We start from the raw sequence: 25,460 nt of genomic DNA, 5'->3' as shown, positions 1-25,460 counted from the left end.
CATGGAAGGTATGACCAAGGCGGAAGTCAGCAGGATGGACCGTGGCGCGGCCGCCCACAGCGGCCTGCCCATACGCCCGCGCGATGCCGCCACCCTGATCCTGCTCGACCGCGAGGGCGACGAGATTCTGGTGCTGATGGGCCGGCGCCATGCAGGCCACGCCTTCATGCCCGGCAAGTTCGTCTTTCCCGGCGGCCGCACCGATTCGGCCGACAGCCGCATTGCCGTTGCCACCCCATTGCTCCCGGAGGAAGAAGCCAGGCTGACCGCCGGCGTCGGCCGCATCAGCCCGTCGCGGGCCCGTGCCATCGCGCTCTCGGCCATCCGCGAGACCTATGAGGAAGCCGGCCTGCTCATCGGCCGCAAAGGCTCGTTCGCAACCGACAAACGCGACTGGCAGGGCTTTGTCGAGCACGGCGTCCAGCCTTCGCTGGCGCCGCTGCGCTTCATTGCCCGCGCCATCACCCCGCCCAATCGCGTGCGTCGTTTCGACACCCGCTTCTTCAGCGCCTGGCGCAGCGATGTCGCCGTGGAACTGCCGAGTGGCGGCCCGACCAATGAGCTGGAAGAACTGGTCTGGCTGCCGCTCGCCAAGGCCAGAGAGGCCGATATCCCCGACATCACCCGAACGATCTTGCAGGAGCTGGAAACGCGGCTTGCCGGCGATCCGCACCTGCGACCCGGTGGGTCCGTGCCGTTCTACCGGCTTGTCCGCAACCGCTTCGTTCGCGAAATTCTTTAGAGCAATTCCAGGAAAAGTGTGACGCGGTTTTCCGTCCGGAATTGCGCAATATCAAACAGACAGAGTATTCAGGCATCACATGACGGTCGATACCCAGCAAGAGGGCGACGAGCGCGTACATTGGCTACCGATGATCGCCGCGATCTCATCGATCAGCGTCGTCGGCATCGCCATAGGCCTCGGCATGCCGCTGCTCAGCGTTATTCTCGAGAGCCGCGGCCACTCGGCATCGATGATCGGCCTCAACACCGCGGTCGCCGGCCTCGCCTCGATCGCCGGCGCCCCGCTGGCCACGCCGCTGGCGATGCGCTTCGGCGTCGCCTGGACGATGATCGCCATGATCGCCGCCGGCGCGCTCGCCTTTGTCGGCTTCCACTTCGCGCCGGACTTCTGGATGTGGTTCCCACTACGCATCGTGCTGCACATCGCGCTGACGGTGCTGTTCATCCTGTCGGAATTCTGGATCAGCACCTCGGCGCCGCCGCGTCGGCGCGGCCTGGTGCTCGGCATCTACGCCACCGTGCTGTCGCTCGGCTTCGCCGCCGGGCCATGGATCTTCGCCCATATCGGCAGCACCGGCTTCTTGCCGTTTGGCGTCATCATCGTCCTGGTCGCGCTGGCCGCAATCCCGGTGCTGGCCGCACGGAATGAAAGTCCCACAATCGTGGTTGACGGCGAAACCAGCAACTTCCTGCGCTACATCTGGCTGGTGCCGACAGCGACCGCCGCCGTGCTGGTGTTCGGCGCTGTCGAGACCGGCGGCTTTGCGCTGTTCCCCGTCTATGGCAACCGCATCGGCTATTCCGAGGCGGATGCAGCCCTCCTGCTCACCATGATCGGCCTCGGCAACGTGCTGTTGCAGATCCCTATCGGCATGATCAGCGACCGCGTCTCAGACCGCCGCTATCTGCTTTTGGCCTGTGCCACGGTCGGACTTGCCGGCACCATCTTCATGCCGTTCTTCGCCGGCAATTGGCACCTGATGGCGGCGCTTCTGTTCGTCTGGGGCGGCGTGGTGGCCGCCATGTACACGATCGGCCTTGCCCATCTGGGCTCGCAGCTCTCCGGCCATGAACTGGCCTCGGCCAATGCCGCCTTCGTGCTCTGCTACGGCGTCGGCATGGTGCTTGGCCCGCAGGCGATCGGCATCGGCATGGATGCCTTCGGGCCCTCCGGCTTCGGCTGGTCGCTCGGCCTGTTCTTTGCCGCCTATATCGCCTTGGTCAGCGCCAGGCTGGTCCGCAAGATCTGGTAGCCTGTTCGCCCGCCAGCCTGCGCAATCCTGACGGGATGTCGCCGCTGCTGACAGAACCGTGTCAGGAGACCTCAGCTAAAAGGGTGTCCCAAAAAACCCGAGTTTGAGGATACGGCGATGATCGACAGCGGCTTTGAAACCACATCTCTGCGCATGACGCTTCTGCTGCTTGTCAGCTTCCAGGCCCCGGCAGCCGATGTCGACCGCATCATGGACGCCGTGGTCGCGATCGCGCCGCTGGCAATGGGCAAATACGACCGCAACGCCTATCAAACCGCGCACGGCATCGAACGCTACCGACCGCTGGAAGGTGCAGCCGCCGGCATCGAAACCGAACTGCGCCGCCGCCCCGGCACCGTCGAGGTCTCGTTCGAGTTGCCCGACGACCAGGCGCTCGCCGCCCGCGTCGTCGAGGCGATTTTCCAGGCGCATTCCTACCAGGAGCCGGTGATCCGCATCCAGCCAATCCTCGCCAGCCGCTCCAAGGGCCTGGACGACCGCGCCAATCCGAATTGCTGGTGGAACACCACCGGGGACTGGAAGAAAGCGCTTCCAGTTAAGGAAGAAGCCTAGAAATCCGGCCCCGCTGAGGGGAAGCACCGGCCTTACCTTCTCCCGTTGTGAGGTGAGAAGCGGTCCGTAGCGGACGAAAAGCCAATTGCTTGGTTTTTCGAGATTCGAACGCCCTGAGCCTGCGAAGAATTGGGCGGGGGTGACAATCCACCCTGCCCAACCCGCCGCTTCGCTGCGTCCCGGCATTCGCCGGCCCATAGCCATGCTGTCCGTCTCGTCCTCAGCCTCCATCGCGCCGATGATAAAACCGGACAACTCACGTGCTACCTAATCCGGACAACTCATGTGCTTACGACAGAGGCAAGGCGTCGGGCTTGACTTTCCGGGCACGTTCTTTATGTGTCGCGCCAAGTTTCCCGCGTCCGGGTGTTTTCCCCCGCTCCAGCGGCCAAAACCCCACGAACATAACGGACTGATACAATGGCCAAAGCCGCAAACATCAAGATCAAGCTTCTGTCGACCGCCGACACCGGTTTCTTCTACGTGACCAGCAAGAACAGCCGTACCAAGACCGACAAGCTGTCGTTCCGCAAATACGACCCGGTCGCCAAGAAGCATGTCGAGTTCAAGGAAACCAAGATCAAGTAATCTGGTTTTCATACGCTCTGTCAAAAGCGCCGCCCCTTCGGGCGGCGTTTTTGATTCAAGGCCCCGAAAAGCCAGAACCCTCCGCTGTTTGGCGCGAAGTGCTCATCTCATTTTTTGGCAAAAAAGGGGGCCGGTCGGCGTATGGCAGCGGTACGAGGAGGCCACTATGTGCCAGCGCCGGCCGGCCGACCCCACGGACCCAGGAGATGCGGCGGACCTGAGCATCATGGGGTATTCGGCGAAGCGATGCGGCTGTCTACCCTCGTGCCCGCATCGCCCTTGTTCTTGCACCGCACATTTGCGCAACAATGTTTGAAAATCAATAGTTTCTTAACCAAGCCTGCCGAATCGCTTGGATTAAGGTAAATTCCTAACCCTATCCGATTGACTGGATAATCGGTGGTCTAGCCTACGCTGCCTTGGCGACGACCCGGTTGCGGCCGCCACTTTTGGCTTCGTAGAGCGCCACGTCGGCACGTTTCATCAACGCCGCGACCGTGTCCGCGCCCTTCAGAACCGATGACACGCCGACGCTGACCGTGACTTCGATCGCCTTGCCTTCAGGGCCGATGGCAAAGGGCAGCTGGGCGATTTCGGCGCGAATGCGCTCGGCAACCTTCTCCGCCACCGCGCCGTCCGTGTCCGGCATCACAACGACGAATTCCTCGCCGCCGAAGCGGCAGGCAAGGTCGATGCCCCTGACGTTCTTGCGCAGCCGCCTTGCGAACTCGCGCAGCACATCGTCGCCGCCATCATGGCCATGCGAGTCATTGACGGTCTTGAAGCGGTCCAGATCGGTGATCATCACAGACAGAGGCCGCCGCCGCGCCACGGCGCGGTCGAACAGCGTCTGCAAATGGCTGTCGAGGTAGCGGCGGTTGTGCAGCCCGGTCAATGCGTCGGTCACCGCCATCTCTATGGTCTGGGTGACGCTGGCGCGCAGCTGGTCATTGTAGCGCTTGCGGCGCACCTGCGTGCGCAGCCGCGCCGTCAGCTCCTGCTGGTCGATCGGCCGCATCAGATAGTCGTTGATGCCGAGTTCGAGGCCTCTGATGATGCGGCCCTCCTCGCCTTCGTCGGCAATCAGGATGATCGGCAGGAAGCGGGTGCGGTCGAGCGAACGCAATTGCGAACACAACCGCAGCGGATCGAAATCGGTAAAACCGGTCGAGATCAGCACGCACTCATAGGGCGCCTCGGCGGCCTGGAAGAAGCCGGCATGCGGATCGGTGGCAATGTCGAGCTCGGCGCTGCCGCGCAGCATGTTCTGGATGCGCTCGAACGACGATTTGCGCTCGTCGATCAAAAGCACCTTCGGCGTGGCGTCCTCCGACGCGAAGCTGCGGCTCAACAGCGCCTCGATGCCGATGTTGCGGGTGGTCGATGCGCGCAGCCGCAGCTCGTCGGTCAGCGACTTCAGCCTGACCAGGCTCTTCACCCGCGTCATCAGTTGCAGATCGTTGACCGGCTTGGTGAGAAAGTCGTCGGCGCCTGCCTCGAGGCCGCGCACCCGGTCGGCAACATGGCCCAGCGCGGTCACCATGACCACCGGTATATGCGCGGTCGCCGGATCGCTTTTCAGCCGCTTGCAGACCTCGAACCCATCCATGCCGGGCATCATCACGTCGAGCAGCACGACATCGACCTTGCCGTTTTCGCAGGCCTCGATCGCGTCCGGCCCGTTGGAGGCCGTCAACACCTCGAAATATTCGGCCAGCAGCCGAACCTCGAGAAGTTTGACATTGGCAGGGATGTCGTCGACGACGAGGATCCGCGCGGTCATGTCACAAGGCTCCGGCTGAAGGCATCAGGCATCAGGCATCACCGAGATAGGATTTGATGGTCTCGATGAAACGCGGCACCGAGATCGGCTTGGAGATGTAGGCCTCGCAACCGCCCTGGCGAATGCGTTCCTCGTCGCCCTTCATGGCGAAGGCGGTGACGGCGATGACCGGAATGGAATGGAGGTCGTCGTCCTCCTTCAGCCATTTCGTCACTTCCAGCCCCGACACTTCGGGCAGCTGGATGTCCATCAGGATCAGGTCGGGCCTGTGCTGGCGCGCCAGATCGAGCGCCTCGAGCCCGTTGCGCGTGCGCACCGTTTCATAACCGCTGGCTTCGATGAGGTCGCGAAAGAGCTTCATATTGAGCTCGTTGTCCTCGACGATCATGACCTTCTTAGGCATCGATTTCCCGTCCCGGCCAGGCTTCTGCCCGAAGCCCTGCCGCTATGCGCCTTTGTCGAAGCACACCAAACCCTCGCTCACTCTTAAGGCAATATGATTGACGAAATGCAAACCCGAAGCGGCAAAAGCCATTCGGATTCCACCTCGAAAACCACATTGGATCGGGGCTGTGGCTTGCCGCAGGCGACGCTTGCGATTACTGCGGAAAAGAGACTCATTTCCGCAACGAGAAAGTAGTGATGGCAAACGCAGCGTCAATGCGCGAGGAAGCGGAAACCATTGCCGTGAAGGCACTGGGCTTCGTCGCCGCCGACCCCGAACTCCTGCCGCGCTTCCTGGCCATCACCGGCATCGAGGCGTCCGCCATCCGCCGCGCCGCGGCCGAACCGGGATTCCTTGCCGGCGTGCTGCAGTTCATCCTCGCCCACGAGCCGACCTTGCTGCGCTTTGCCGAGGAAACCGACACTCCGCCGGCCTCAGTCGGCAAGGCGTTGCGCGCGCTGCCTCTTGGCGGCGACGACCATGAGCATTCGATATGAGCGACGATCCCGAGACGGCACGCCAGATCGCCGAACTTGCAGCCGACGACCGGCCTCTGCTGATCCTCGATGTCGACGATGTCGTGCTCGAATTCATCCGGCCGTTTCCGCATTTCCTGAAATCGCGCGGCTTCGGCCTGACCCTGGCCTCCTTCCGCCTCACCGGCAACATTGCCGAAACGGCGAGCGGCCGGCTGATCGAACAGCCGGAGGTGACGGCACTTCTCGGAGATTTCTTCGATACGCAGGCCGACTGGCAGAGCGTCACCGATGGTGCCGAACAAGCGCTTGCCAGCCTTGGCGACCGCGCCGAGATCGTCCTTTTGACCGCCATGCCGCACCGGCATCGCGCCGCCCGCCGCGCCCATCTCGATGCGCTCGGTCTGCCCTATCCGCTGTTGACCACCGAAATGGCCAAGGGACCGGCGGTGGCGAAACTGCGCGGCAAGAACGGCCGGCCGGTAGCCTTTGTCGACGACCAGCCCGCCAACCTCATCTCGGCACGCAACTCGGTTGCCGACGCCCATCTCTTCCACCTGATGGCCGACAATTCGCTGCGCGCCTTCCTGCCGCCGGTGCCGGACGACATCATCTCCGTCGAGGACTGGCACGAGGCCGCGCCGAAGATCGCGAGCGCGCTCGGGCTTTAAGCCCAAGCGCCTCCAAGCTTGGCGATCAAGGCTGCAGCTTCGCCCCTGCTCCGCCATTGTTGCCCTCGCCAGGGATCGCATCCTGATCGGTGTTGTCTTCCACGACCGGATCCGGCCCCTTCAGCATGGCGCCGTTGACCGTCACCGACCCATCGTGCCTGGCGTTGATCACCCATTCGATACGACCATCCGGCAGCGTCTTGGCAAATCCCTTGATGGCCAAGGCGCCGGTAAAAGCCTGTGAGGCCTGCGGGTCGGTCTTCGCCGCCTCCTGCAGGCTTGCCACGATCTTGTCGTAGCCGGTCACGTCGATTGTCACGTTGGCATCGGGCTTCTCGCCATCGGGAAACGTCATATCGCCCTCCAGCCCGATTTCGGCACCGCCGCCCTTGACCGTGCTGTGGCCGATGAGGATCTTGGGGCCGTTCGCCAGAAAATCTTTCTTCAGGCCGTCGCCGAAATCCGCCGAAAGCGGCGGGTTGTTGTTGAGATCGAAGGCCTCGATAGCCTTCTTGGCCATTGTGTCGAGATCGATGTTGGCCCCACCGAAATTGAGGTCGACGTCGGTGGGCAACAGCGCGACGCTCCAGGCTGGAACAAGATTTTGCGGTATCGAGAGCCCAGACGCTTTGATCCCGTAGCTGATCGTTCCGTTGCGCGAGACACCGTCCATGCCGAAGGCGATGCCGAGTGTTGCTGCGCCGAAACTGCCGATCGGGCTGCCGACGCTGAAATCCTTGAGACTGTAAGCCCCATCAATCCGCTCCCATATCGGCAGCGCGGTCAGAAGATGCGACTTGAGCTCCGCCTGATTGGCTTTCAGTTTCGCCTCGTCCTCATTGGCCACGGCGAAAGCCAACAGGTCCAGAATAGGCTTCGTGCGCAGCCCCTTGCCTTTCGCGTCGACCGAAAATTCGGGCGACTTGACCGTCAGCGGGATTTTCTGCCCGCTGTTGGGGTTGTCGATCGTGATGACCTCTGCAAAATCGGCAATCGTCTGAACCATGCTAAAATCGACACCGCGATTTGCGCCCTTGGTAGCGCTCATTGTGGCGGTTCCAGCACCAGAACTCATCTCCGTGCGCTGCCTGGCGTCCTGCGACGTCATATTCATGCCTTCAAGTGACGACGTGGCGCTGCTGAAAGCCGCCAACTCGGGATCGTAGACACCAACGAACTTCCCGCCCTTGATAGACATCTTCATGCTTTGCGGCCCCTGAGGGCCGTTGAACTCCATCGACCCTTCCGGCGCCAGATTGCCTGAGACATCCCACGCGCCATCGCTGCGTGGTTTGGTCAACAGCGTATAAGGGGTGAGATCGAGCTTCAGGCCATCCTGTTTTGCCAAGAGTTCCACGACGGGCTTGAAATCGAATGCGAGCTTGTAGGCGTCGCCTTCGACCGAGACCTTCAGAAATCCGATCTCGAACGGCTTCTTGCTGAAATAGCGCGCCAGATTGTCGGTAAGCTGCTTGGCGCCCTCGCTGTCGACCGTCTGCCCAAGCGCCGGCGCACTGCAGGCTAGAAGCAAAGCGAATGGCAAAACGCGCTTCATATCGATCCTCCACTTTATTGCAGTCGTCAAAACCGCTTCTACCACTGGTAGGAAAATACCATCACAGCCGCAAGACAAGACCTATGGATTGCTGCCGCCTACAACACCAGCCGCATCAGCGGCCGTCCGGCCTTGCGTTCGACAAGCCGCTCGAAGCCGGCCTTTTCAAACACACGCGACGAGCCGACGAACAGCCCGATCGAACGCGAATCGCGCGACACGTCGATCGGACACGCCTCGACCAGCCGCGCCTTGTTCTGGCGGGCAAAAGCGATGCCGCCCTCGACCAGGCGGTGGCTGACGCCCCGGCCGCGCGCCCTGGCGCGGATGAAGAAGCAGGAGATGGCCCAGACGCCGGGATCTACGGCGTCGGTTGGATCGACCGGCGCCGAGCCCCGGCCCCGATTGTTCCATTCGGGCACGTCGGCGCGTGGACCGATCTGCATCCAGCCGACCGCCTGGCCGTCCTCGAAGGCCAAAAGCCCCGGCGGCGGCCCGGCCTCGATACGCGCCTTGATATGATCCTTGTTGCGCTGCTTGTCGCTCGCGCGCCGCGCCGCCGGCGCCTGTCTGAAATATAGGTGCACCAGCAGTCGTAGAGCCTCCACTAAGATAGGCGTGCCCTGCCGACAAACGAATATCATTATTTCAGTAGTTTACCGCACGTGACGAACACGATGGGTGGAACAAGATTGGGATATTCCGGGCAATCTGGGGTGTTTCGTGACGAAAAGTCCCGTGAAATCCGCATCTCCCCCTGCAGCTGGGCAGCTCATTGACCGGCTCGGCTTCCATGGACTTTAGGGTGAGTGGAATTAGAGCCATCGACGGGGAGGGCCCGCTACATAAAGCCAATGGCATGAAGAAAGCCATTCAGTTGGGGGTGAACTGCTGCGACACGGAGAACAGCATCACGGTCTAGCCTTGTTCTTAATCCCATCGCGGTCATCGGCTTCACGTACTCTGGCCACTCCTTATGAACACGCTGCGTGGCGATTGCCGTCGTTTGGGGCTGCAGCAAATGACATCCGGGCAGGTGGTTCAGCAGCATTGCCTCGTGACAAGGCACCTGCCAGATCACGCTGATACCGAGTCGGTTCGCCAAGGCAATTGCCTGCTGCCCACGGACCGCATTCTGAATCAGACGGTCCCGGTCGAGGAAGGCGAAGCGCGCCACATAGGCGTCCTTCCCGCCAAGGTCCCGTCGCCTGATCTCTTTTTCAGCCAACTGCATCATGCTCTTTGGGTCACCGCCGTTCAGGAGCACGATGTCGAGGTGAAAGTCTTGACGGCGCTCTTCGAGGATAGCGCTGACCATGCGGATGTAGGCTCGCTCGCTGTCACCCTCCGCACCTACGAAGACGCGCTTCCTTGGGGGCCGGCGCGGCATCGCTGCCCCTCAACCGATCTGCGGCAGGGCGCCGTAAACGCCGCCCAAATATTTGCGGGAGAAGGCGTCGGTGCGGCGCGTTCCCTTGACGTCTCGCAGCCGGAATACGCTGGTGCGCCCGTGCCTGTCCTTTTCGCAGAACAGCACTTCCTCCTTCGACAGCTCGTCGAGCAGCGTGGTGTTCTGGCAGCTCATCCACAGCTGTGCATTGCGCGGATTGCGCGTGGGATCGTGAAACCAGCTGACGATCTCCGCAAGCAGGACCGGATGCAGCGCCGCGTCAAGCTCGTCGATGACGGCGAGGCCACCCCTCGCCAGGGCTTCGAGAACCAGCGGAAAGACCTTCACGAACTGCCGCGTGCCATTGCTCTCGAAAGCGGGCGGTAGCGGTCCTACGAGCCCCTCGTGATGGAAGAACATCGCCGGGCCAGTCTCGCCCTGGCGAACTTCGATGTTGCGCACGCCGATATCGGCACGCTGAACTTCGAAGTTGAAGCGTTCGACGTGCCATGGATTTGCAAGGTAGTTGCGGGCGACGAGGTCATCCGACGGGTCGCTCCGCTCTACGAGGATATTACTTTTCACACCCTCCGTCACCTGCCAAACTGCCTTGGAATACGGATGCTCCAGCCGGGCCAATGTCGAGATGACGCTGACGGTGGGGCGGAGAATCTTCTCCAGCGCGGGGCGAAAGCCGGCAAGTTTGAAGTCCTTGCCAGCCGTCACCTTGCCTTCGGCGTCGCGGTGAAACAGCTTCACAGCGCGGCGAGACCTGCTCGGCTGGAAGGAGAGAACTTCGCGCTCGATGATGTGCTTCATCGCGCCACCGCCGATCACCACCTCGTAGAGGTAGCGACATTGTGATGCATCGGCGTCCTCGACGCGGTCAATGTCCTCGACGCCTCCCAGCTCGATGGCAAGGCGCGTCGGCTTGCCCACGCTCTCGGCGTCGTTAAAGCGCCAGAACGGTAGCGCTGTATCTGGTTGAATCTGGAAGCTATCGCGGATGAACCAGGCCAGGAAGGACAGCGCCCGAAGCACGTTCGACTTGCCCGACGCGTTGGGGCCGAAAATCCCCACGACCTTGGGCGCCACTGCAGTCGCGCCTTTCCACAGCGGCGCCAGCCGGAGGGGATCGTCGGGGGCGTTTCCAGCTGCCGCCAGGTCGATGATCTGCAGGTCTCGAATGGATTGAAAGTTCTCAATCTCAAGCCGATAAAGCATGCCAAACTCCCGTTTTCAGTCGTTAAAATAGGAGTATATAACGGATAGTTCAACAATTTTTTGCCAAAGTATCAGTTCGGTGCCATGAGGATAACCGCACCCCGTGCGGTCCTCTACATCGACGAAGGCGTTGGGCGTTAAATCTGACGAAACGCTCCAGCTGCCGTCACTGCGCGATTTGACCAGTATCGCAAAGGGCGCGAGATTGAATGTCAGCGGGTCCTTAATGGGATTTGCCCTAAGGACCGAGTTGAAGTCGAAGCCTATCCGGTAGGCATTCCCATCGACCGAGATCTTCAAAATGCCGCTGTCGAGCGCCTTCTTGCCGATATACCGCGACAGATCATCCGATAGCTGCTTCGCACCTTGACTATCGAGGGCCTGCCCCCAAGGCTGGCGTGCCGAATGCGAGCAGCAAGACAAATAGCAAAACACGCTTCATGTTAACCCCCACTTCAATCACTGAACTCAAAACCGCTTCGAACATCGATAGTGAGATATCGTCACAGTAACAACACGACTGGACTACAGCACAAGCCGCATCAGCGGCCGGCCGGCCTTGCGTTCGAGGAGCCGCTCGAAGCCGGCCTTTTCGAACACACGCGACGAGCCGACGAACAGCCCGATCGAACGCGAATCGCGCGACACGTCGATCGGACACGCCTCGACCAGCCGCGCCTTGTTCTGGCGGGCAAAAGCGATGCCGCCCTCGACCAGGCGGTGGCTGACGCCCCGGCCGCGCGCGCTGGCGCGGATGAAGAAGCAGGAGATGGCCCAGACGCCGGGATCTACGGCGTCGGTTGGATCGGCCGGCGCCGAGCCCCGGCCCCGATTGTTCCATTCGGGCACGTCGGCGCGTGGACCGATCTGCATCCAGCCGACCGCCTGGCCGTCCTCGAAGGCCAAAAGCCCCGGCGGCGGCCCGGCCTCGATGCGCCCCTTGATAAGATCCTTGTTGCGCTGCTTGTCGCTGGCCCGTCGGACCGCCGGCGCCATCCGGAAATGCGTGCACCAGCAGCCGTAACAGGCGCCCTGCTTGCCGAAAAGATCCTCGAAATCCGCCCACAGGTCAGGCGCCAGCGGCGCTATGGTGGTGCTCATGAGTTCTCTCCCGGCTAACCGCTTGTGGCGGCTTCCGTCCTGACGTACCATTGCATTTGTTCTCTTTATGTTCGCAGCGATGGCGGCCCCTGTCAACAATCCCGAGCACGGTTTTTGCCGCGACTGCCTGACCTTTCAGCGCAGCGATACCAGGCGCTGTGAGCGTTGCGGCAGCCCTCGACTCACCCGCCATCCCGAGCTCTACCAGCTGCATCTGGCGCATATCGATTGCGACGCCTTCTATGCGGCGATCGAAAAGCGTGACAATCCGGCGCTGAAGGACAAGCCGCTGATCATCGGCGGCGGCAAGCGCGGCGTCGTCTCCACCGCCTGCTACATCGCCCGCATCAAGGGGGTGCGCTCGGCAATGCCGATGTTCAAGGCGCTCGAAGCCTGTCCGGAAGCGGTTGTCATCCCGCCCAATATGGAGAAATACGTCCGCGTCGGCCGCGAGGTCCGCGCGCTGATGCAGGCGCTGACGCCGCTGGTCGAGCCACTCTCCATCGACGAGGCGTTTCTCGACCTCGCCGGCACCGAGCGCCTGCACGGCATGCCGCCGGCAGTGGTGCTGGCACGCTTTGCGCAGACCGTCGAAAAGGAAATCGGCATCACCGTTTCGGCCGGCCTTTCCTACTGCAAGTTCCTGGCCAAGGTTGCCTCCGATTTCCGCAAGCCGCGCGGCTTTTCGGTGATCGGCGAAGCCGAGGCGCTGGGTTTCCTGGCCGAACAGCCGGTGACGCTGATCTGGGGCGTCGGCAAGGCTTTTGCCGCAACGCTAGAACGCGACGGCATCCGCAGCATCGCCCAGTTGCAGCGCATGGAGCGCGCCGATCTTATGCGCCGCTATGGCGTGATGGGCACCCGGCTCTACCATCTCTCGCGCGGCCAGGACGACCGCCGTGTCGATCCCGACCAGGATGCGAAAAGTGTGTCGGCCGAAACCACTTTCGACACCGACATAGCTGAAATGGGCGAACTGGTTCCAGTGCTGAGGGGATTGTCGGAAAAGGTCTCGGCGCGGCTGAAGAAGTCAGGCATTGCCGGGCGCACCGTGGTGCTGAAGCTGAAGACGCAGGATTTCAAGCTGCGCACCCGCAACCGCCAGCTCGGCGACCCGACAAGGCTGGCCGACCGTATTTTCCAGACCGGGCTCGACCTGTTGCGCAAGGAGGCGGACGGGACAAAGTACCGGCTGCTCGGCATCGGTGTCAGCGATCTCTCGGATGACGAGAAGGCCGATCCGCCCGATCTCGTCGACGTCGGCTCGCGCAAGCGCGCCATGGCCGAAAGCGCCATCGATACGCTGCGCGACAAGTTCGGCAAGAAGGCGGTGGAAACCGGCTACACCTTCGGTAAAGGCCGCAACGCCAACCCGCCGGAGCCGATCGAGGAGTGAGACGGCTTAGATACGCTTGAGATCGATGCGGCTCGTCACCACGTTGTTGCCGGTTTTCGGATCGACGTCGGTAACGGTCAACCGCATTCCGTCGCCGCTGGTTTTCTCGACCGTCAACCGCGCCTTGCGATCGCCATTGACCTCCGCCGCCCAGCGAATGCCGAGACTGATCGCGTTCCCGGAACGGCTGCCGGCGAGCTGTGCCGGCCCGGTGCGCGACCCGACATAGACGCCAGTATACTTCGCCCCGCGGGCCTTCAGATTGGCGCTGATGGCGCGCGTCACCACGACAAGACCACGGCAATTGCCGTCAAGCGACAATGAACTCGAGGTCGCGTCGGAATTGAAGGTGCAGGACACATTCACCGTCGGTGCGTCGGTGGTGACCTTGACTGTCCCCTTGCCGGAGAAATTCCCTTGCAAGGAGCTGAGAAAATTCGCCTCGTCGGCATCGGCCGTGGCGCTTGCAGTTACCAGGCAGCCGGCTAGCAGAAACCGCGCGAATGATTTCATCGGAATCTCTCCCCCGTTGATGTTGAAGAAACGATGCGTCCAGCAATTGGCCAATACCGGGAACCAACGCCTGCCGTTGCGTCAGGTTCCACTTCCAGCATGGCTGTTTTGCAACGGGTCTGGCCCAGTCGAATGCGTCGCCTAACGGTTGCGATAGAAGTCCCGGCTTGCGACATAGCGCCTATGGCACCTTCCCCATCGATCCCCAAAGCCGCGTTCTGGATGGCGCTGTCGATCGCCTCGTTTCTGGCGATGTCGGTCGCCGGCCGCGCAACCACCGCCGAGCTCAACGTCTTCCAGGTGCTGGAACTGCGCTCGGTGATCGGCTTCTTCATCCTGTTGCCGCTGGTGACGATGAGCGGCGGATTCGCTGCAATGCGCACGCAGCGCCCGTTGGCCCATATCGCTCGCAATGTCATCCACTATACGGGCCAGGCGGCATGGCTCTATGCGCTGACGCTGATCCCGCTTGCGGTGCTCATATCGATCGAATTCACCACGCCGATCTGGACCGCGATCCTGGCGGTGACCTTTCTTGGCGAAAGGCTCTCCCGCCCGAAAATTGCGGCGGTCGTGCTTGGCCTGATCGGCGTGGTGGTCATCGTTCGCCCCGGCGTCGGCTCCATGGATCCGGGTCACCTCGTCGTTCTCGGCGCGGCCGTGTGCTTTGGCGTATCGGTGGTGTTGGTCAAGTCGCTGACCCGCACGGACAGTGTCGTGCGCATCATCTTCTGGATGCTGATCATCCAGTCAGTGGTCGGCCTGATCCCGGCGCTTTATGAATGGCGCAACCCACCGCTCGAACTCTGGCCATGGATCCTGCTGATTGCCTTCACCGGCATGTCGTCGCATTTCTGCATGGCGCGTGCCCTCACCTATGCCGACGCTACGGTGATTTCACCGATGGATTTCCTGCGCGTGCCACTGTCGGCGCTGATCGGCTGGCTGCTCTACAGCGAACAGATCGACATCTTTACAGCCGGCGGCGCCCTGCTGATCCTGATGGGCAACCTGCTCAACCTGCAGCGCAAGGCGCCAAAGCCGGCCGAGGTCGCGGCCTCGGAGCGGTCGGTCAATTCCCCTCATCCGGTATGTTGAGAAGATGCCCGCAGGCCTTGCAGTGCACGGCGTCCGGCTCATGCCGTTGCAGTCCGCACTGCGGACAGGGAAAGAACACCTTGGCGGGTCGAAAAATCGCCGTCGCCAGTCTGACGAACAGCGAGATGCCGATGATCATGGTGGCGATCGCGGTCAGCTTGCCGGCGATCCCCGGCAGCACGATGTCGCCGAAACCGGTCGTCGTCACCGTGGCAACGGTGAAATACAGCGCATCAATGTAGTTTTCGAGGCCGGCGCCGGTGCGGAAGAAGAAGGTGTAGACGAAGCCGGTGATGACGAACAGGAACGTCAACAGGTTGATGACCGCGTGGCTCGCCTCGCGCCAGGGCCTCAAGCCACGCATTTCGAAATGCTGCCACAGCGAACCGCTGCGCGACAGCGACCACAGCCGCAGGATGCGCAGGAACGCCAGATTTGCCAGCGCCGTCGGCATCAGCAGCGTCAAAAGGATGAAGACATCGACCCAGGATGTCGGCTGTTTCATCAGCCGCAGCATGTCGTTGGAGGCTAACAGCCGGGCAATCAGGTCGGCGGCGACCAATGCGGCGACGGTATAGTCGAGCCACAGGAATGACGGCTTGTCCTGGAGCACCGGCGTGGCAACGAAGAAGGCGATGATGGCGAGGTCGATGATGACCGCCGCCAGTTGAAACCGGAACGCCGCCGGCGTGCGTCCGTGATAGAGCTTGCGCAGCCTGTCACGCAGCCGCGCCATCGCTGAGCTTTGCTGCAATCCGTCCTTCTCGGCTGCTTTCATCACCAAGTGCGTAACGGTCCCAGCCGGGGTCGTCTAGAGCATGATCCCAAAAAATGGGGTGCCGGTTTGCGGAAAAGATCATGCTCCAACAAAGGGTTAGATCATGATGAGATTTCAACCAAATCTCATCATGATCTGACCCGGTGATCGTCACCCCTCCACCACCTTGCCGTCCGGCCCGACAAGGCGCCAGGCCGAGGCGGTGTCGTAGACGAACCGCTCCTCCGCAATCCGGTCACCACGCCAGCGCTGCAGGGCCACCTCTTCCAGCCGGCGCACGGTGCCGGCCTTGTCGACACGGTCGAAGGTCCAGCGTATGGCGACATTGTCGCCATCGACCAGGAATGTCTGGACAGGATGGGTGTGCATCTTCTCGATCCGGTCGAGTGCTGCCTGCTCATGCGCCATCAGTGTTTCCTTGCCGCGCCGCGGGACGCCGAGATTTTCCTGCATGGTGGCATCGTCATGGTAGAAGTCGGCGATCGCTTTGACGTGGCTGCCTTCGACCACCTCCTTGAGGAAGGCTTCGACGCGTTCGCGGCTGGGCATGATTGTGCGTTCCTTTGAAGTTTCTGCTCAACGCATGTGGTTCAAAGGAAGGTCAGGTCAACCACGCCCCGCACGCTGGCCCTATCGGCTGCAATGTCAGGCCCAGAGCATCTTTATGCCGTCATGCACTGGCCGACGTCGATGCGATTGCCGTGTATATCAGCGCAGCCTAGACGAGCTCGACTTCGACCACACCCGGCACCGCGCGCATGGCCGACGCGATCTGCGGCGAGATGCGGTAGCGATTGGGCAATTCGATCTCGATCTCACCTTGCCCGGCTTCCTTGATCAGCACGAAGCTGACCTGGCCCTCGCCCTTTACCGCCAGTTGGCCGGCCAGCATGCCGATCGGAGCCGCATCGCGCACGAAGATGCGCAGCGCCTTCTGGATACGGCTGGCCTCATCCTCCAGCGACTGCACCGTCTGGATGCGCAGATTGACCCCTTCGGGCCTATCCTCGGCCGAAACGGTGATCACCACCGAACGTCCGGGCTCGAGCAGATCGCGATACTGCGCCAACCCTTCCGAAAACAGCACGGCTTCATATTGGCCAGATGTGTCGGAAAAGGCGATGACGCCCATCTTGTTGCCGGTTCGGGTCTTGCGCTCCTGCTTGGTGGTGACGGTGCCGGCGAGCCGGCCCGCGGCGGCACCGCGTTTGACCGCAGCCGAGAACTCGCCCCAGTTTTGCACGCGCATCTTCTGCAGGGCCGCCTTGTACTCGTCGAGCGGATGCGCCGAAAGATAGAAGCCGACGACCTGGAATTCGCGGTGCAGCCGGTCGGCGGCAAGCCACGGATCGGTCTGCGGCAAATTGAGCGCCTGCTGTTGCGCGCCGAGCGACGCGCCGAAAATGTCGTGCTGGCCCGAAATGGCATTCTGCTGCGCCAGAGAAGCCAGCCCCATCATCCGTTCGACGCCGGCCATCATCTGGGCGCGGTCGTGGCCGAAGCAGTCGAGCGCGCCGGCCATGATCAGGCTTTCGAAGACGCGCTTGCCGACGATCTTGGGATCGACCCTTTCACAGAAATCGGCGAGATTCTTGAACGGCTTTTCGCCGCGCATGGCGACGATGTGCTCGACCGCAGCGTCGCCGACGCCCTTGAGGGCCGCCAGCGAATAGTAAATGCGGTTCTCGCCGACCTCGAAATTGCGGAAGCTGGTCATCACCGACGGCGCCACCACCTCGATGCCGAGACGCAGCGCATCCTGGCGGAAATCGGCGAGTTTGTCGGTATTGCCCATGTCGAGCGTCATCGACGCCGCCAGGAACTCGACGGGGTAATGCGCCTTGAGATAGGCGGTCTGGTAGGACACGACGGCGTAGGCGGCCGCGTGCGATTTGTTGAAGCCGTAGTCGGCGAACTTGGCCAGAAGGTCGAAGATGAAGTCGGCCTGCGGCTTGCCGACGCCGCGTTCGACCGCACCAGTGACGAAGCGCTCGCGCTGCTTGTCCATTTCGGCGCGGATCTTCTTGCCCATGGCGCGGCGCAGCAGGTCGGCTTCGCCGAGCGAATACCCCGACAGCTCCTGCGCGATCTGCATCACCTGTTCCTGGTAGACGATGACGCCTTGCGTCTCCTTCACCAGATGGTCGATTTTGGGATGGATCGAGGCCATCTCCTCTTCGCCATGCTTTCTGGCGTTGTAGGTCGGGATGTTCTCCATCGGGCCGGGGCGGTAGAGCGCCACCAGCGCGATGATGTCCTCGATACAGTCGGGCCGCATGCCGATCAGCGCCTTGCGCATACCGGCACTTTCCACCTGGAACACACCGACCACTTCGCCGCGCGACAGCATGGCGTAGGTTTCAGGGTCGTCGAGCGGGATCGTCGCCAGGTCGATCTCGATGCCGCGCCGGCGGATCAGCTTCACTGCCGTCTCCAGCACGGTCAGCGTCTTCAGGCCGAGGAAGTCGAACTTCACCAGCCCGGCCTGTTCGACATATTTCATGTTGAACTGGGTGACCGGCATGTCGGAGCGCGGATCGCGGTACATCGGCACCAGTTCCGACAAGGGCCGGTCGCCGATGACGATGCCGGCGGCGTGCGTCGAAGCGTGGCGGTAGAGCCCTTCCAGCTTTTGCGCCATATCGAGCAGCGTCTGCACGATTGGCTCCTTCTCGGCCTCCTCGGCAAAGCGCGGCTCGTTGGCGATGGCATCCGCCAGCTTGACCGGATTGGCGGGGTTCTGCGGCACCATTTTGGAGAGCTTGTCGACTTGGCCGTAAGGCATTTGCAGCACGCGGCCGACGTCGCGCAGCACCGCGCGCGCCTGCAGCGTACCGAAGGTGATGATCTGCCCAACCTGGTCGCGGCCATATTTCTGCTGGACGTAGCGGATGACCTCTTCGCGCCGGTCCTGGCAGAAGTCGATGTCGAAGTCGGGCATCGACACGCGGTCGGGGTTGAGGAAGCGCTCGAACAGCAGCGAGAAGCGCAGCGGATCGATGTCGGTGATGGTCGTGGAATAAGCGACCAGCGATCCGGCGCCCGAACCACGGCCCGGCCCGACCGGAATGCCTTGCGCCTTGGCCCATTTGATGAAGTCGGCGACGATCAGGAAATAGCCGGGAAACTTCATCTTCTCGATGATGGAGAGTTCGAAATCGAGCCGCTCGCGGTATTGTTCGACCGTGTAGCCGGAAGTGGGCCCATGCGCAGCCAGCCGCGCCTCGAGCCCCTCATGCGCCTGCCGGCGTAGCTCATCGGCCTCCGCTTTCAGCGCCACCTCATTGTCGGCGACATCGCCGCCGGTAAAGCGTGGCAGGATCGGATTGCGGGTCTTGGGATAATAGGAACAGCGCAGCGCGATCTCGACGGTGTTGTCGATCGCTTCCGGCAGGTCGGCGAACAGCCGCGCCATATCCGCCTGGCTGCGCAGGAAATTGTCCGAACTCAGCCGGCGACGGTTGTCGGCGGCAACCACCGAACCCTCGGCAATGGCGATCAGAGCATCATGCGCGTCATAGTCGTCGCGGGCGGCGAAGAACGCCTCATTCGTGGCGACCAGCGGCAGATCATGGATATAGGCAAGGTCGACCGATGATTTCTCGATAGCGCGGTCATAACCGGAAACACGGTCCAGCTCGACATAGAGCCGGTCGCCGAACAGCGCCTTGAGTGCCAGAAGCCGCGTCTCGGCAAGATCTCGGCGATCCTCCTTCAGCGCCCGGCCGATCGGGCCGCGCGGCCCGCCGCTGAGGCAGATCAGGCCATCGCTATGGCCTTCCAGCATTGCTGACGTCAGATGCACGGGCTCGCCCGGCGGCGTCTCCAGATAGACCTGGCTGACCAGCCTGACGAGGTTGCTGTAGCCGGCCTCGGTGGCGGCGAGCAGCACCACGGCGTGCATCTCCGGACCATGGCGGCGGCGGTCGCGCTGCGCGTCGCTGGTCTCGCCGGAAAAGGCGAGATCGATCTGGCAACCGATAATCGGCTGGATGCCTTCCTTCACCGCCTTCTGGGCAAATTCCAGCGCGCCGAACAGATTGTTTGTGTCGGTGACTGCGATTGCCGGGCACTCGTCCTTGACTGCATGACCGACAACGGCGGCGACCTGCAAGGCGCCCTCGAGCAGCGAATACGCCGAATGCACGCGCAGATGGATGAACGGCCGCGCCGGCGCCTCCGGGCGCGCAGCAGCGAGCGCTGCTTCGCGCCTCAGGGGATCGCGTGGAAGTTTGTCATCCGCCATGATGTTTCAAATTGCTCGAAGGGCTTTGAGTCGATGGAGATGTATTGTCCCGGACCGGGCGATGCCAGTCCAGCACAAATGACCACCGACCACAGGCTTCCGTACCCAGCCGCACGGCTCAGAGATTGTTCGAAATTCGCACTGGCGAGTCATATGATGGTGGTTTCGAGAACCGGAGCGCAGCGGCCATTGGTCCGTGAGCACGGGAAGCGCAGAACCACCTTCAGATGGCCGCCGGAGTAGAATTTCCAAACAATCTCTAGGCGAACTCCATGATCACCGCATCGACAGCCAGGCTGTCACCCGGCTTGGCGTTGAGCTTCGACACGACAAGATCGCGGTCGGCGCGCAGCACGTTTTCCATCTTCATCGCCTCGACCACGGCCAGCGTCTCGCCGGCCTTGACCTCCTGCCCCTCGGCAACCGCGATCGACACGACCAGGCCCGGCATCGGGCAAAGCAGCATCTTGGACGTGTCCGGCGCCACCTTCTCCGGCATCAGCCTTTCCAGCTCCGCCGTGCGCGGCAGCATGGCGCGCGCCGTCACCGACATGCCTTTCCAGGCAATGCGCAGGCCGTTCGGCGCCGGCCTGATCTGCGCCGTGACCTTGCGGGCACCGACAGTGCCGCGCCAGATGAGGTCGCCCGGCCGCCAGTCGGACGCCACGGTCAGCGCTTTGCCGCCATCGACCGACAGATCGATTTCCATCGGAATGGAGATCATGCCCTCGATGATCGAAGCCTGGAGATAGTCGTCGCCGAGCTTCACCACCCAATCGCGCTTGAGTGCGCCCGAATGCGGCGCCAGCCGCCCGCCCAGCCGGTCGAGCCGGTCGCGGCGCAGAAGCTCGACCGCGGTGGCGATCGCCGCCAGCACTGCCTTTTCATCGCCATTGGGCACGATCGGCGCGAAGCCGTCAGGATATTCCTCGGCGATGAAGCCCGTCGATATCCGCCCCTCGCGCCAGCGCGGATGCTGCATCAGCGCCGCCAGGAATGGAATGTTGTGCTCGATGCCGTCGACGACGAAACTGTCCAGCGCTTCCGACATGGCGTCGATTGCCGCCAGCCGTGTCGGCGCCCATGTGCAGAGTTTTGCCACCATCGGGTCATAGAACATCGAAATCTCGGAACCTTCGGTGACGCCGGTGTCGTTGCGGATGACGATGTCGCCGAACGTGCCCTCCTCCGGCGGCCGGTAGCGCGTCAAACGGCCGATCGAGGGCAGGAAATTGCGATAGGGATCCTCGGCATAGAGCCGGCTTTCCACCGCCCAGCCGTTCAGCTTGACGTCGCTCTGCTCGATCGCCAGCTTCTCGCCGGCGGCGACACGGATCATCTGCTCGACTAGGTCGATGCCGGTAACAAGCTCCGTCACCGGATGCTCGACCTGCAATCGTGTATTCATTTCAAGGAAATAGAAGTTCTTTTCAGCATCGACGATGAACTCGACGGTGCCGGCGCTCTGGTAGTCGACCGCCTTGGCCAGCGCCACGGCCTGCTCGCCCATGGCCTTGCGCGTCCTGGCATCGAGGAATGGCGACGGCGCCTCTTCCGCAACCTTCTGGTTCCGGCGCTGGATCGAGCATTCGCGCTCGCCGAGATAGAGGGCGGTGCCATGCGCGTCGGCCAGCACCTGGATTTCGATATGACGCGGATCGACGACGAACTTTTCGATGAAGACGCGGTCGTCGCCGAACGAGCTTTTCGCCTCCGAGCGCGCCCGGTCGAAGCCGTCGCGCACTTCCGACTGGCTCCAGGCAATGCGCATGCCTTTACCGCCGCCGCCGGCCGAGGCCTTGATCATCACGGGATAGCCGATCTCGCCGGCGATCTTTTCGGCATGGTCGGCATTTTCGATGACACCAAGCCAGCCCGGTACCGTCGACACTTCTGCGGCATTGGCGAACTTCTTCGATTCGATCTTGTCGCCCATCGCCTTGATCGCCTTGGCTTTTGGACCGATGAAGACCATGCCCTCAGCCTCAAGCGCTTCGCAGAAGGCGGCCCGCTCCGACAGAAAACCGTAGCCGGGATGCACGGCCTGCGCGCCCGTCTCCTTGCAGGCAGCGATGATCTTTTCAGGCAGAAGATAGCTTTGCGCGGCCGGCGATGGCCCGATATGCACGGCTTCGTCGGCCATTTCGACGTGCACGGCGTCGCGATCGGCGTCGGAATAGACCGCTACGGTGGCAATCCCCATCCTGCGCGCCGTCTTGATGACGCGGCAAGCAATCTCGCCGCGATTGGCGATCAGGATTTTCGTGAACATCGAAGGCGTTTCCTCGGTCTTTCGTCCTTCTTATGGGCTTCGGCAGCCGGGCTCAAGCACCGCCGGCAGCGCACCCATCAAGACACTCCCTGCCCGCCAGGCCCGTGCCGAGGGGCGAAGGTTGGGCTCGCCGACGACTGAGCCAAGATTTGCGCCATATTTGGTCGCCAAATCGGGTTGAAACAGTATAAAAACCCTGAAAGCCTGAAGACCAATCGCCTTGGGAGGAATTGCCTGATGAAAACCCGCGCCGCTGTCGCTGTCGCCGCCGGAAAGCCGCTGGAAATCATGGAGGTCGACCTCGACGGACCGCGCGAAGGCGAGGTGCTGGTCGAGATCAAGGCGACCGGCATCTGCCACACCGACGAGTTCACTTTGTCGGGCGCCGATCCCGAAGGTCTGTTTCCGGCAATCCTCGGCCATGAAGGCGCCGGAATCGTCGTCGATGTCGGCAAGGGCGTCACTAGCGTCAGGAAGGGCGACCACATCATCCCGCTCTACACGCCGGAATGCCGGCAGTGCCCGTCCTGCCTGTCGCGCAAGACCAATTTGTGCACCGCCATCCGCGCCACGCAGGGCCAGGGCCTGATGCCGGACGGCTCGTCGCGCTTCTCAATCGGCAAGGACAAGATTTTTCACTATATGGGCTGCTCGACCTTCTCCAACTTCACCGTGCTGCCCGAGATCGCGGTGGCCAAGGTCAACCCCGAGGCCCCCTTCGACAAGATCTGCTACATCGGCTGCGGCGTCACCACCGGCATTGGCGCTGTCATCAACACCGCCAAGGTCGAGCAAGGCGCGACCGCCGTGGTCTTCGGCCTAGGCGGCATCGGCTTGAATGTCATCCAGGGCCTGAAGCTGGCCGGCGCCGACATGATCATCGGCGTTGATCTCAACAACGACAAGAAGGCATGGGGCGAGAGGTTCGGCATGACGCATTTCGTCAATCCGAAGGAGATCGACGGCGACATCGTCCCCCACCTCGTCAACATGACCAAGCGCGGTGCCGACCAGATCGGCGGCGCCGACTACACGTTCGACTGCACCGGCAACACCAAGGTAATGCGCCAGGCGCTGGAAGCCTCGCATCGCGGCTGGGGCAAGTCGGTCGTCATCGGCGTTGCGGGCGCCGGCCAGGAGATTTCGACCAGGCCATTCCAGCTGGTCACCGGCCGCACCTGGATGGGCACCGCCTTTGGCGGCGCACGCGGCCGCACTGACGTGCCAAAAATCGTCGACTGGTACATGGACGGCAAGATCCAGATCGACCCGATGATCACCCATTTGCTGAAGCTGGAAGACATCAACAAGGGCTTCGACCTCATGCATGAGGGCAAGTCGATCAGGAGCGTCGTCGTTTATTGAGGAGAAGAAGCCGCCGACCGAAGGGCCAGCGACTGTAGTTGCATGGGTTCAACAAGGGAGGAAGATAATGCCTGAGAAACTGCATCCGAAAATCGACAATGGCCTGCCGAAGGAAAGCGCAAGCTTTGCCGGCGGCACGCTGGTCTGCGCCTGCACCAGCAAGCCGGTGAAGGTGACGGTCAAGGGCCAGATCGCCCACAACCATGCCTGCGGCTGCACCAAATGCTGGAAGCCTGACGGCGCGGTGTTCTCGGTCGTGGCCGTAGCCGGCACCGGCGATGTCACAGTCACCGAAAACGGCGACAAGCTGAAAGTGGTCGACCCCTCGGCACTTATCCAGCGTCACGCCTGCACCGGCTGCGGTGTCCATATGCACGGACCGGTCGAGCGCGACCATCCGTTCAAAGGTCTGTCCTTCATCCATCCCGAGCGCTTCCAGGAAGACGGCTGGTCACCGCCGGGCTTCACCGCTTTCGTTTCGTCGATCATCGAATCCGGTGTCGACCCCAAGCGCATGGACGGCATCCGCGGCCAGTTGAAGTCGATGGGCCTCGAGCCCTATGACTGTCTCAACCCCGGCCTGATGGATTACATTGCCACCTGGACGGCGAAGAAGTCGGGCGCGCGGCCGGCCTGACAGTACGAGATTTCTGGCATGGGGCCGGGTAACATGCCGGCCCCATGTCCGTTTTGGAGAGATAATGCCGGCACCCGCCATCTACGTCGACGCCGACGCCTGCCCGGTGAAAGCCGAGGTCGAGAAGGTCGCCGAGCGCCATGGCGTGGTCGTCACCTACGTCTCCAATGGCGGGCTGCGTCCGTCGCGCGATCCGATGATTCGCAACGTCGTCGTCTCTAAAAGCGCCGATGCCGCTGACGATTGGATCGTCGAGAACGCAAAACCCAACGACATCGTGATCACCGCCGACATCCCGCTTGCCGCTCGCACCGTGGCGCTCGGCGCGCATGTGCTTGGGCCAACCGGCCGGCCGTTCACGCCGGAGACCATCGGCATGGCGGTTGCAATGCGCGATTTGAAGCAGCATCTGCGCGAAACCGGCGAGAGCAAGGGCTACAATGCCAGCTTTGCGCCACAGGATCGCTCGCGTTTCCTGGGTGAGCTCGACCGTATCTTGCGGCGGGCTCTGAAATCCGTCACACCCGACCAGACGTGAAGCATCATCCGAGGTCGGGCTATGGCCGACACATCGCCGAATAACCCCTTGCAGCGGCACAAGCAGTTCTTTGTGTCGCTAGCCGTCGGTCTGGTCGTATTTGCCGCGGTATTGCCTTTGATTGGATCGCTCCCCGTCTCCACGCGGCTTGCTTATTCGATCTCGATTGCCGCCGATTCCTTCTTCGTCGTCTTCATCGCGCTCGTCATCGCCAAGATGCCGCTGCTGTCCGGCCGCTATCTCAGCAAGAACGCGCGCGAACTGGACCTCCCAGTGCTGGGCATCTTTGCCATCACGCTCGGCATCGTCGCCATGGCCATTGTCCTGCTGTTCCTTTTGATCAATCACAAGGATCGCGACCCCATCGAACTCGGCTTCGCCATGCTGTCGATCCCGCTTGGCTGGTTCACCATCCATGCCATGGCCGCCCTCCACTATGCGCATGTCTACTGGATGGACGGCGACGCGATCGATGCCGAAACCAAGAAGAAGATACCGGTCGGCGGCCTCGATTTTCCCGGCAGCAAACGGCCGGACGGTTGGGACTTTCTCTATTTCGCGACGGTGATCGGCATGACCGCGCAGACCGCCGACACCGCGATCACGACCTCGCATATGCGCCGCGTGGTGCTTGTCCATTCGATCCTGTCGTTCTTCTTCAACGCCGTCATCGTCGCCGCCGTCGTCAATCTCGCGGTGAGCCTCGGCAATTGAGTATCCGTGCCCGCGATAAACCCGTGCCCGTAATAAAAACGTGACCGCATGAAACATCGCTTTCGATAGCGACGTATTGGGAGGACAAGGACGAGCGCGG

24 protein-coding genes and 1 pseudogene are annotated in these 25,460 nt (G+C 62.2%); 12 read left to right on the top strand and 13 right to left on the bottom strand.

Features of this window, described 5'->3' with window-relative positions:
- Window position 1: 1 nt before the first annotated feature.
- From NLY42_RS19800 to rpmG, 4 genes are all read left to right on the top strand, one after another.
- Window positions 2-742, top strand: coding sequence for an NUDIX hydrolase (locus tag NLY42_RS19800; protein WP_023753313.1), 741 nt, complete (start codon window positions 2-4; stop codon window positions 740-742).
- A 79-nt stretch (window positions 743-821) separates the two neighbouring features.
- Entirely contained in the window at window positions 822-1,997 is a 1,176-nt protein-coding gene (locus tag NLY42_RS19795; protein ID WP_023701188.1) for an MFS transporter, read from the top strand.
- A 117-nt stretch (window positions 1,998-2,114) separates the two neighbouring features.
- On the top strand, window positions 2,115-2,570 hold the full coding sequence (locus NLY42_RS19790) for a YqfO family protein (protein WP_023753314.1): 456 nt from the start codon (window positions 2,115-2,117) through the stop codon (window positions 2,568-2,570).
- Window positions 2,571-2,990: 420 nt separating this feature from the next.
- Entirely contained in the window at window positions 2,991-3,158 is a 168-nt protein-coding gene (gene rpmG, locus NLY42_RS19785) for a 50S ribosomal protein L33 (protein ID WP_006201775.1), read from the top strand.
- A 409-nt stretch (window positions 3,159-3,567) separates the two neighbouring features.
- On the opposite strand, the gene NLY42_RS19780 is transcribed toward rpmG, so the two are convergent.
- Both NLY42_RS19780 and NLY42_RS19775 read right to left on the bottom strand, forming a co-directional pair.
- Entirely contained in the window at window positions 3,568-4,941 is a 1,374-nt protein-coding gene (locus NLY42_RS19780; RefSeq protein WP_023753315.1) for a PleD family two-component system response regulator, read from the bottom strand.
- Between the two features lie 31 nt (window positions 4,942-4,972).
- Window positions 4,973-5,344 carry a response regulator gene (locus NLY42_RS19775; protein WP_023667574.1) on the bottom strand — a complete coding sequence of 124 codons (372 nt, stop codon included), beginning with the start codon at window positions 5,342-5,344 and terminating at the stop codon, window positions 4,973-4,975.
- Window positions 5,345-5,583: 239 nt separating this feature from the next.
- On the opposite strand from NLY42_RS19775, the gene NLY42_RS19770 reads away from it, so the two are divergent.
- Window positions 5,584-5,883, top strand: a complete 300-nt coding sequence (locus NLY42_RS19770; protein WP_023688310.1) for a DUF3572 domain-containing protein — start codon at window positions 5,584-5,586, stop codon at window positions 5,881-5,883.
- A complete protein-coding gene (locus NLY42_RS19765; RefSeq protein ID WP_023701190.1) occupies window positions 5,880-6,533 on the top strand; it encodes a hypothetical protein in 654 nt (217 codons plus the stop codon). The genes NLY42_RS19770 and NLY42_RS19765 overlap by 4 nt, the downstream gene beginning before the upstream one ends.
- A gap of 25 nt (window positions 6,534-6,558) precedes the next feature.
- Here the strand turns inward: NLY42_RS19765 and NLY42_RS19760 are convergent, their stop codons facing one another.
- The 6 genes and pseudogenes from NLY42_RS19760 to NLY42_RS19735 all read right to left on the bottom strand — a co-directional run bounded on the left by NLY42_RS19760 (window position 6,559) and on the right by NLY42_RS19735 (window position 11,803).
- Window positions 6,559-8,088: a DUF2125 domain-containing protein gene (locus NLY42_RS19760; protein WP_023753316.1), complete on the bottom strand. Its 1,530-nt coding sequence runs from the start codon at window positions 8,086-8,088 to the stop codon at window positions 6,559-6,561.
- A 98-nt stretch (window positions 8,089-8,186) separates the two neighbouring features.
- Window positions 8,187-8,686 (bottom strand): annotated as a pseudogene (locus NLY42_RS19755) (GNAT family N-acetyltransferase); the annotation flags it as partial.
- Between the two features lie 243 nt (window positions 8,687-8,929).
- Window positions 8,930-9,406 (bottom strand): hypothetical protein, encoded by a 477-nt coding sequence (locus NLY42_RS19750; RefSeq protein ID WP_156933735.1) that lies wholly within the window; start codon window positions 9,404-9,406, stop codon window positions 8,930-8,932.
- Window positions 9,407-9,487: 81 nt separating this feature from the next.
- Window positions 9,488-10,702, bottom strand: coding sequence for an AAA family ATPase (locus NLY42_RS19745; protein WP_023753318.1), 1,215 nt, complete (start codon window positions 10,700-10,702; stop codon window positions 9,488-9,490).
- Window positions 10,703-10,717: 15 nt separating this feature from the next.
- Entirely contained in the window at window positions 10,718-11,137 is a 420-nt protein-coding gene (locus NLY42_RS19740; protein ID WP_023753319.1) for a hypothetical protein, read from the bottom strand.
- Window positions 11,138-11,227: 90 nt separating this feature from the next.
- The gene (locus NLY42_RS19735) at window positions 11,228-11,803 is read right to left on the bottom strand and encodes a GNAT family N-acetyltransferase (protein WP_286488413.1); all 576 of its coding nucleotides are present in this window, start codon (window positions 11,801-11,803) and stop codon (window positions 11,228-11,230) included.
- Window positions 11,804-11,870: 67 nt separating this feature from the next.
- On the opposite strand from NLY42_RS19735, the gene NLY42_RS19730 reads away from it, so the two are divergent.
- Window positions 11,871-13,199, top strand: a complete 1,329-nt coding sequence (locus NLY42_RS19730) for a DNA polymerase IV (protein ID WP_023667579.1) — start codon at window positions 11,871-11,873, stop codon at window positions 13,197-13,199.
- Window positions 13,200-13,205: 6 nt separating this feature from the next.
- Here the strand turns inward: NLY42_RS19730 and NLY42_RS19725 are convergent, their stop codons facing one another.
- Entirely contained in the window at window positions 13,206-13,712 is a 507-nt protein-coding gene (locus tag NLY42_RS19725) for a hypothetical protein (RefSeq protein WP_023667580.1), read from the bottom strand.
- A 183-nt stretch (window positions 13,713-13,895) separates the two neighbouring features.
- Here NLY42_RS19725 and NLY42_RS19720 point away from each other — a divergent pair, with 183 nt between their 5' ends.
- Complete coding sequence (locus NLY42_RS19720; RefSeq protein WP_023753321.1) at window positions 13,896-14,810, top strand: DMT family transporter; 915 nt, start codon at window positions 13,896-13,898, stop codon at window positions 14,808-14,810.
- Here the strand turns inward: NLY42_RS19720 and NLY42_RS19715 are convergent.
- The 4 genes from NLY42_RS19715 to NLY42_RS19700 all read right to left on the bottom strand — a co-directional run bounded on the left by NLY42_RS19715 (window position 14,785) and on the right by NLY42_RS19700 (window position 22,106).
- On the bottom strand, window positions 14,785-15,588 hold the full coding sequence (locus tag NLY42_RS19715; RefSeq protein WP_023753322.1) for a potassium channel family protein: 804 nt from the start codon (window positions 15,586-15,588) through the stop codon (window positions 14,785-14,787). The two genes, NLY42_RS19720 and NLY42_RS19715, sit on opposite strands and share 26 nt — an antisense overlap.
- A 150-nt stretch (window positions 15,589-15,738) precedes the next feature.
- The gene (locus tag NLY42_RS19710) at window positions 15,739-16,137 is read right to left on the bottom strand and encodes a nuclear transport factor 2 family protein (protein WP_023667583.1); all 399 of its coding nucleotides are present in this window, start codon (window positions 16,135-16,137) and stop codon (window positions 15,739-15,741) included.
- A gap of 169 nt (window positions 16,138-16,306) precedes the next feature.
- Window positions 16,307-19,834, bottom strand: a complete 3,528-nt coding sequence (gene dnaE / locus NLY42_RS19705; protein ID WP_023753323.1) for a DNA polymerase III subunit alpha — start codon at window positions 19,832-19,834, stop codon at window positions 16,307-16,309.
- Window positions 19,835-20,093: 259 nt separating this feature from the next.
- Window positions 20,094-22,106: an acetyl-CoA carboxylase biotin carboxylase subunit gene (locus tag NLY42_RS19700; protein WP_023691152.1), complete on the bottom strand. Its 2,013-nt coding sequence runs from the start codon at window positions 22,104-22,106 to the stop codon at window positions 20,094-20,096.
- A gap of 237 nt (window positions 22,107-22,343) precedes the next feature.
- On the opposite strand from NLY42_RS19700, the gene NLY42_RS19695 reads away from it, so the two are divergent.
- The 4 genes from NLY42_RS19695 to NLY42_RS19680 all read left to right on the top strand — a co-directional run bounded on the left by NLY42_RS19695 (window position 22,344) and on the right by NLY42_RS19680 (window position 25,360).
- Window positions 22,344-23,471: an S-(hydroxymethyl)glutathione dehydrogenase/class III alcohol dehydrogenase gene (locus NLY42_RS19695; RefSeq protein ID WP_023691151.1), complete on the top strand. Its 1,128-nt coding sequence runs from the start codon at window positions 22,344-22,346 to the stop codon at window positions 23,469-23,471.
- A gap of 67 nt (window positions 23,472-23,538) precedes the next feature.
- Entirely contained in the window at window positions 23,539-24,108 is a 570-nt protein-coding gene (gene gfa, locus NLY42_RS19690) for an S-(hydroxymethyl)glutathione synthase (RefSeq protein ID WP_023710637.1), read from the top strand.
- Window positions 24,109-24,172: 64 nt separating this feature from the next.
- Window positions 24,173-24,646 (top strand): YaiI/YqxD family protein, encoded by a 474-nt coding sequence (locus tag NLY42_RS19685; RefSeq protein ID WP_023695438.1) that lies wholly within the window; start codon window positions 24,173-24,175, stop codon window positions 24,644-24,646.
- A 21-nt stretch (window positions 24,647-24,667) separates the two neighbouring features.
- On the top strand, window positions 24,668-25,360 hold the full coding sequence (locus NLY42_RS19680) for a DUF1345 domain-containing protein (protein WP_023688301.1): 693 nt from the start codon (window positions 24,668-24,670) through the stop codon (window positions 25,358-25,360).
- Window positions 25,361-25,460: the final 100 nt, after the last annotated feature.

This window comes from Mesorhizobium sp. C372A (assembly GCF_030323245.1).
Lineage (GTDB): Bacteria > Pseudomonadota > Alphaproteobacteria > Rhizobiales > Rhizobiaceae > Mesorhizobium.
This window is presented reverse-complemented; position numbering and strand designations above follow the sequence as displayed.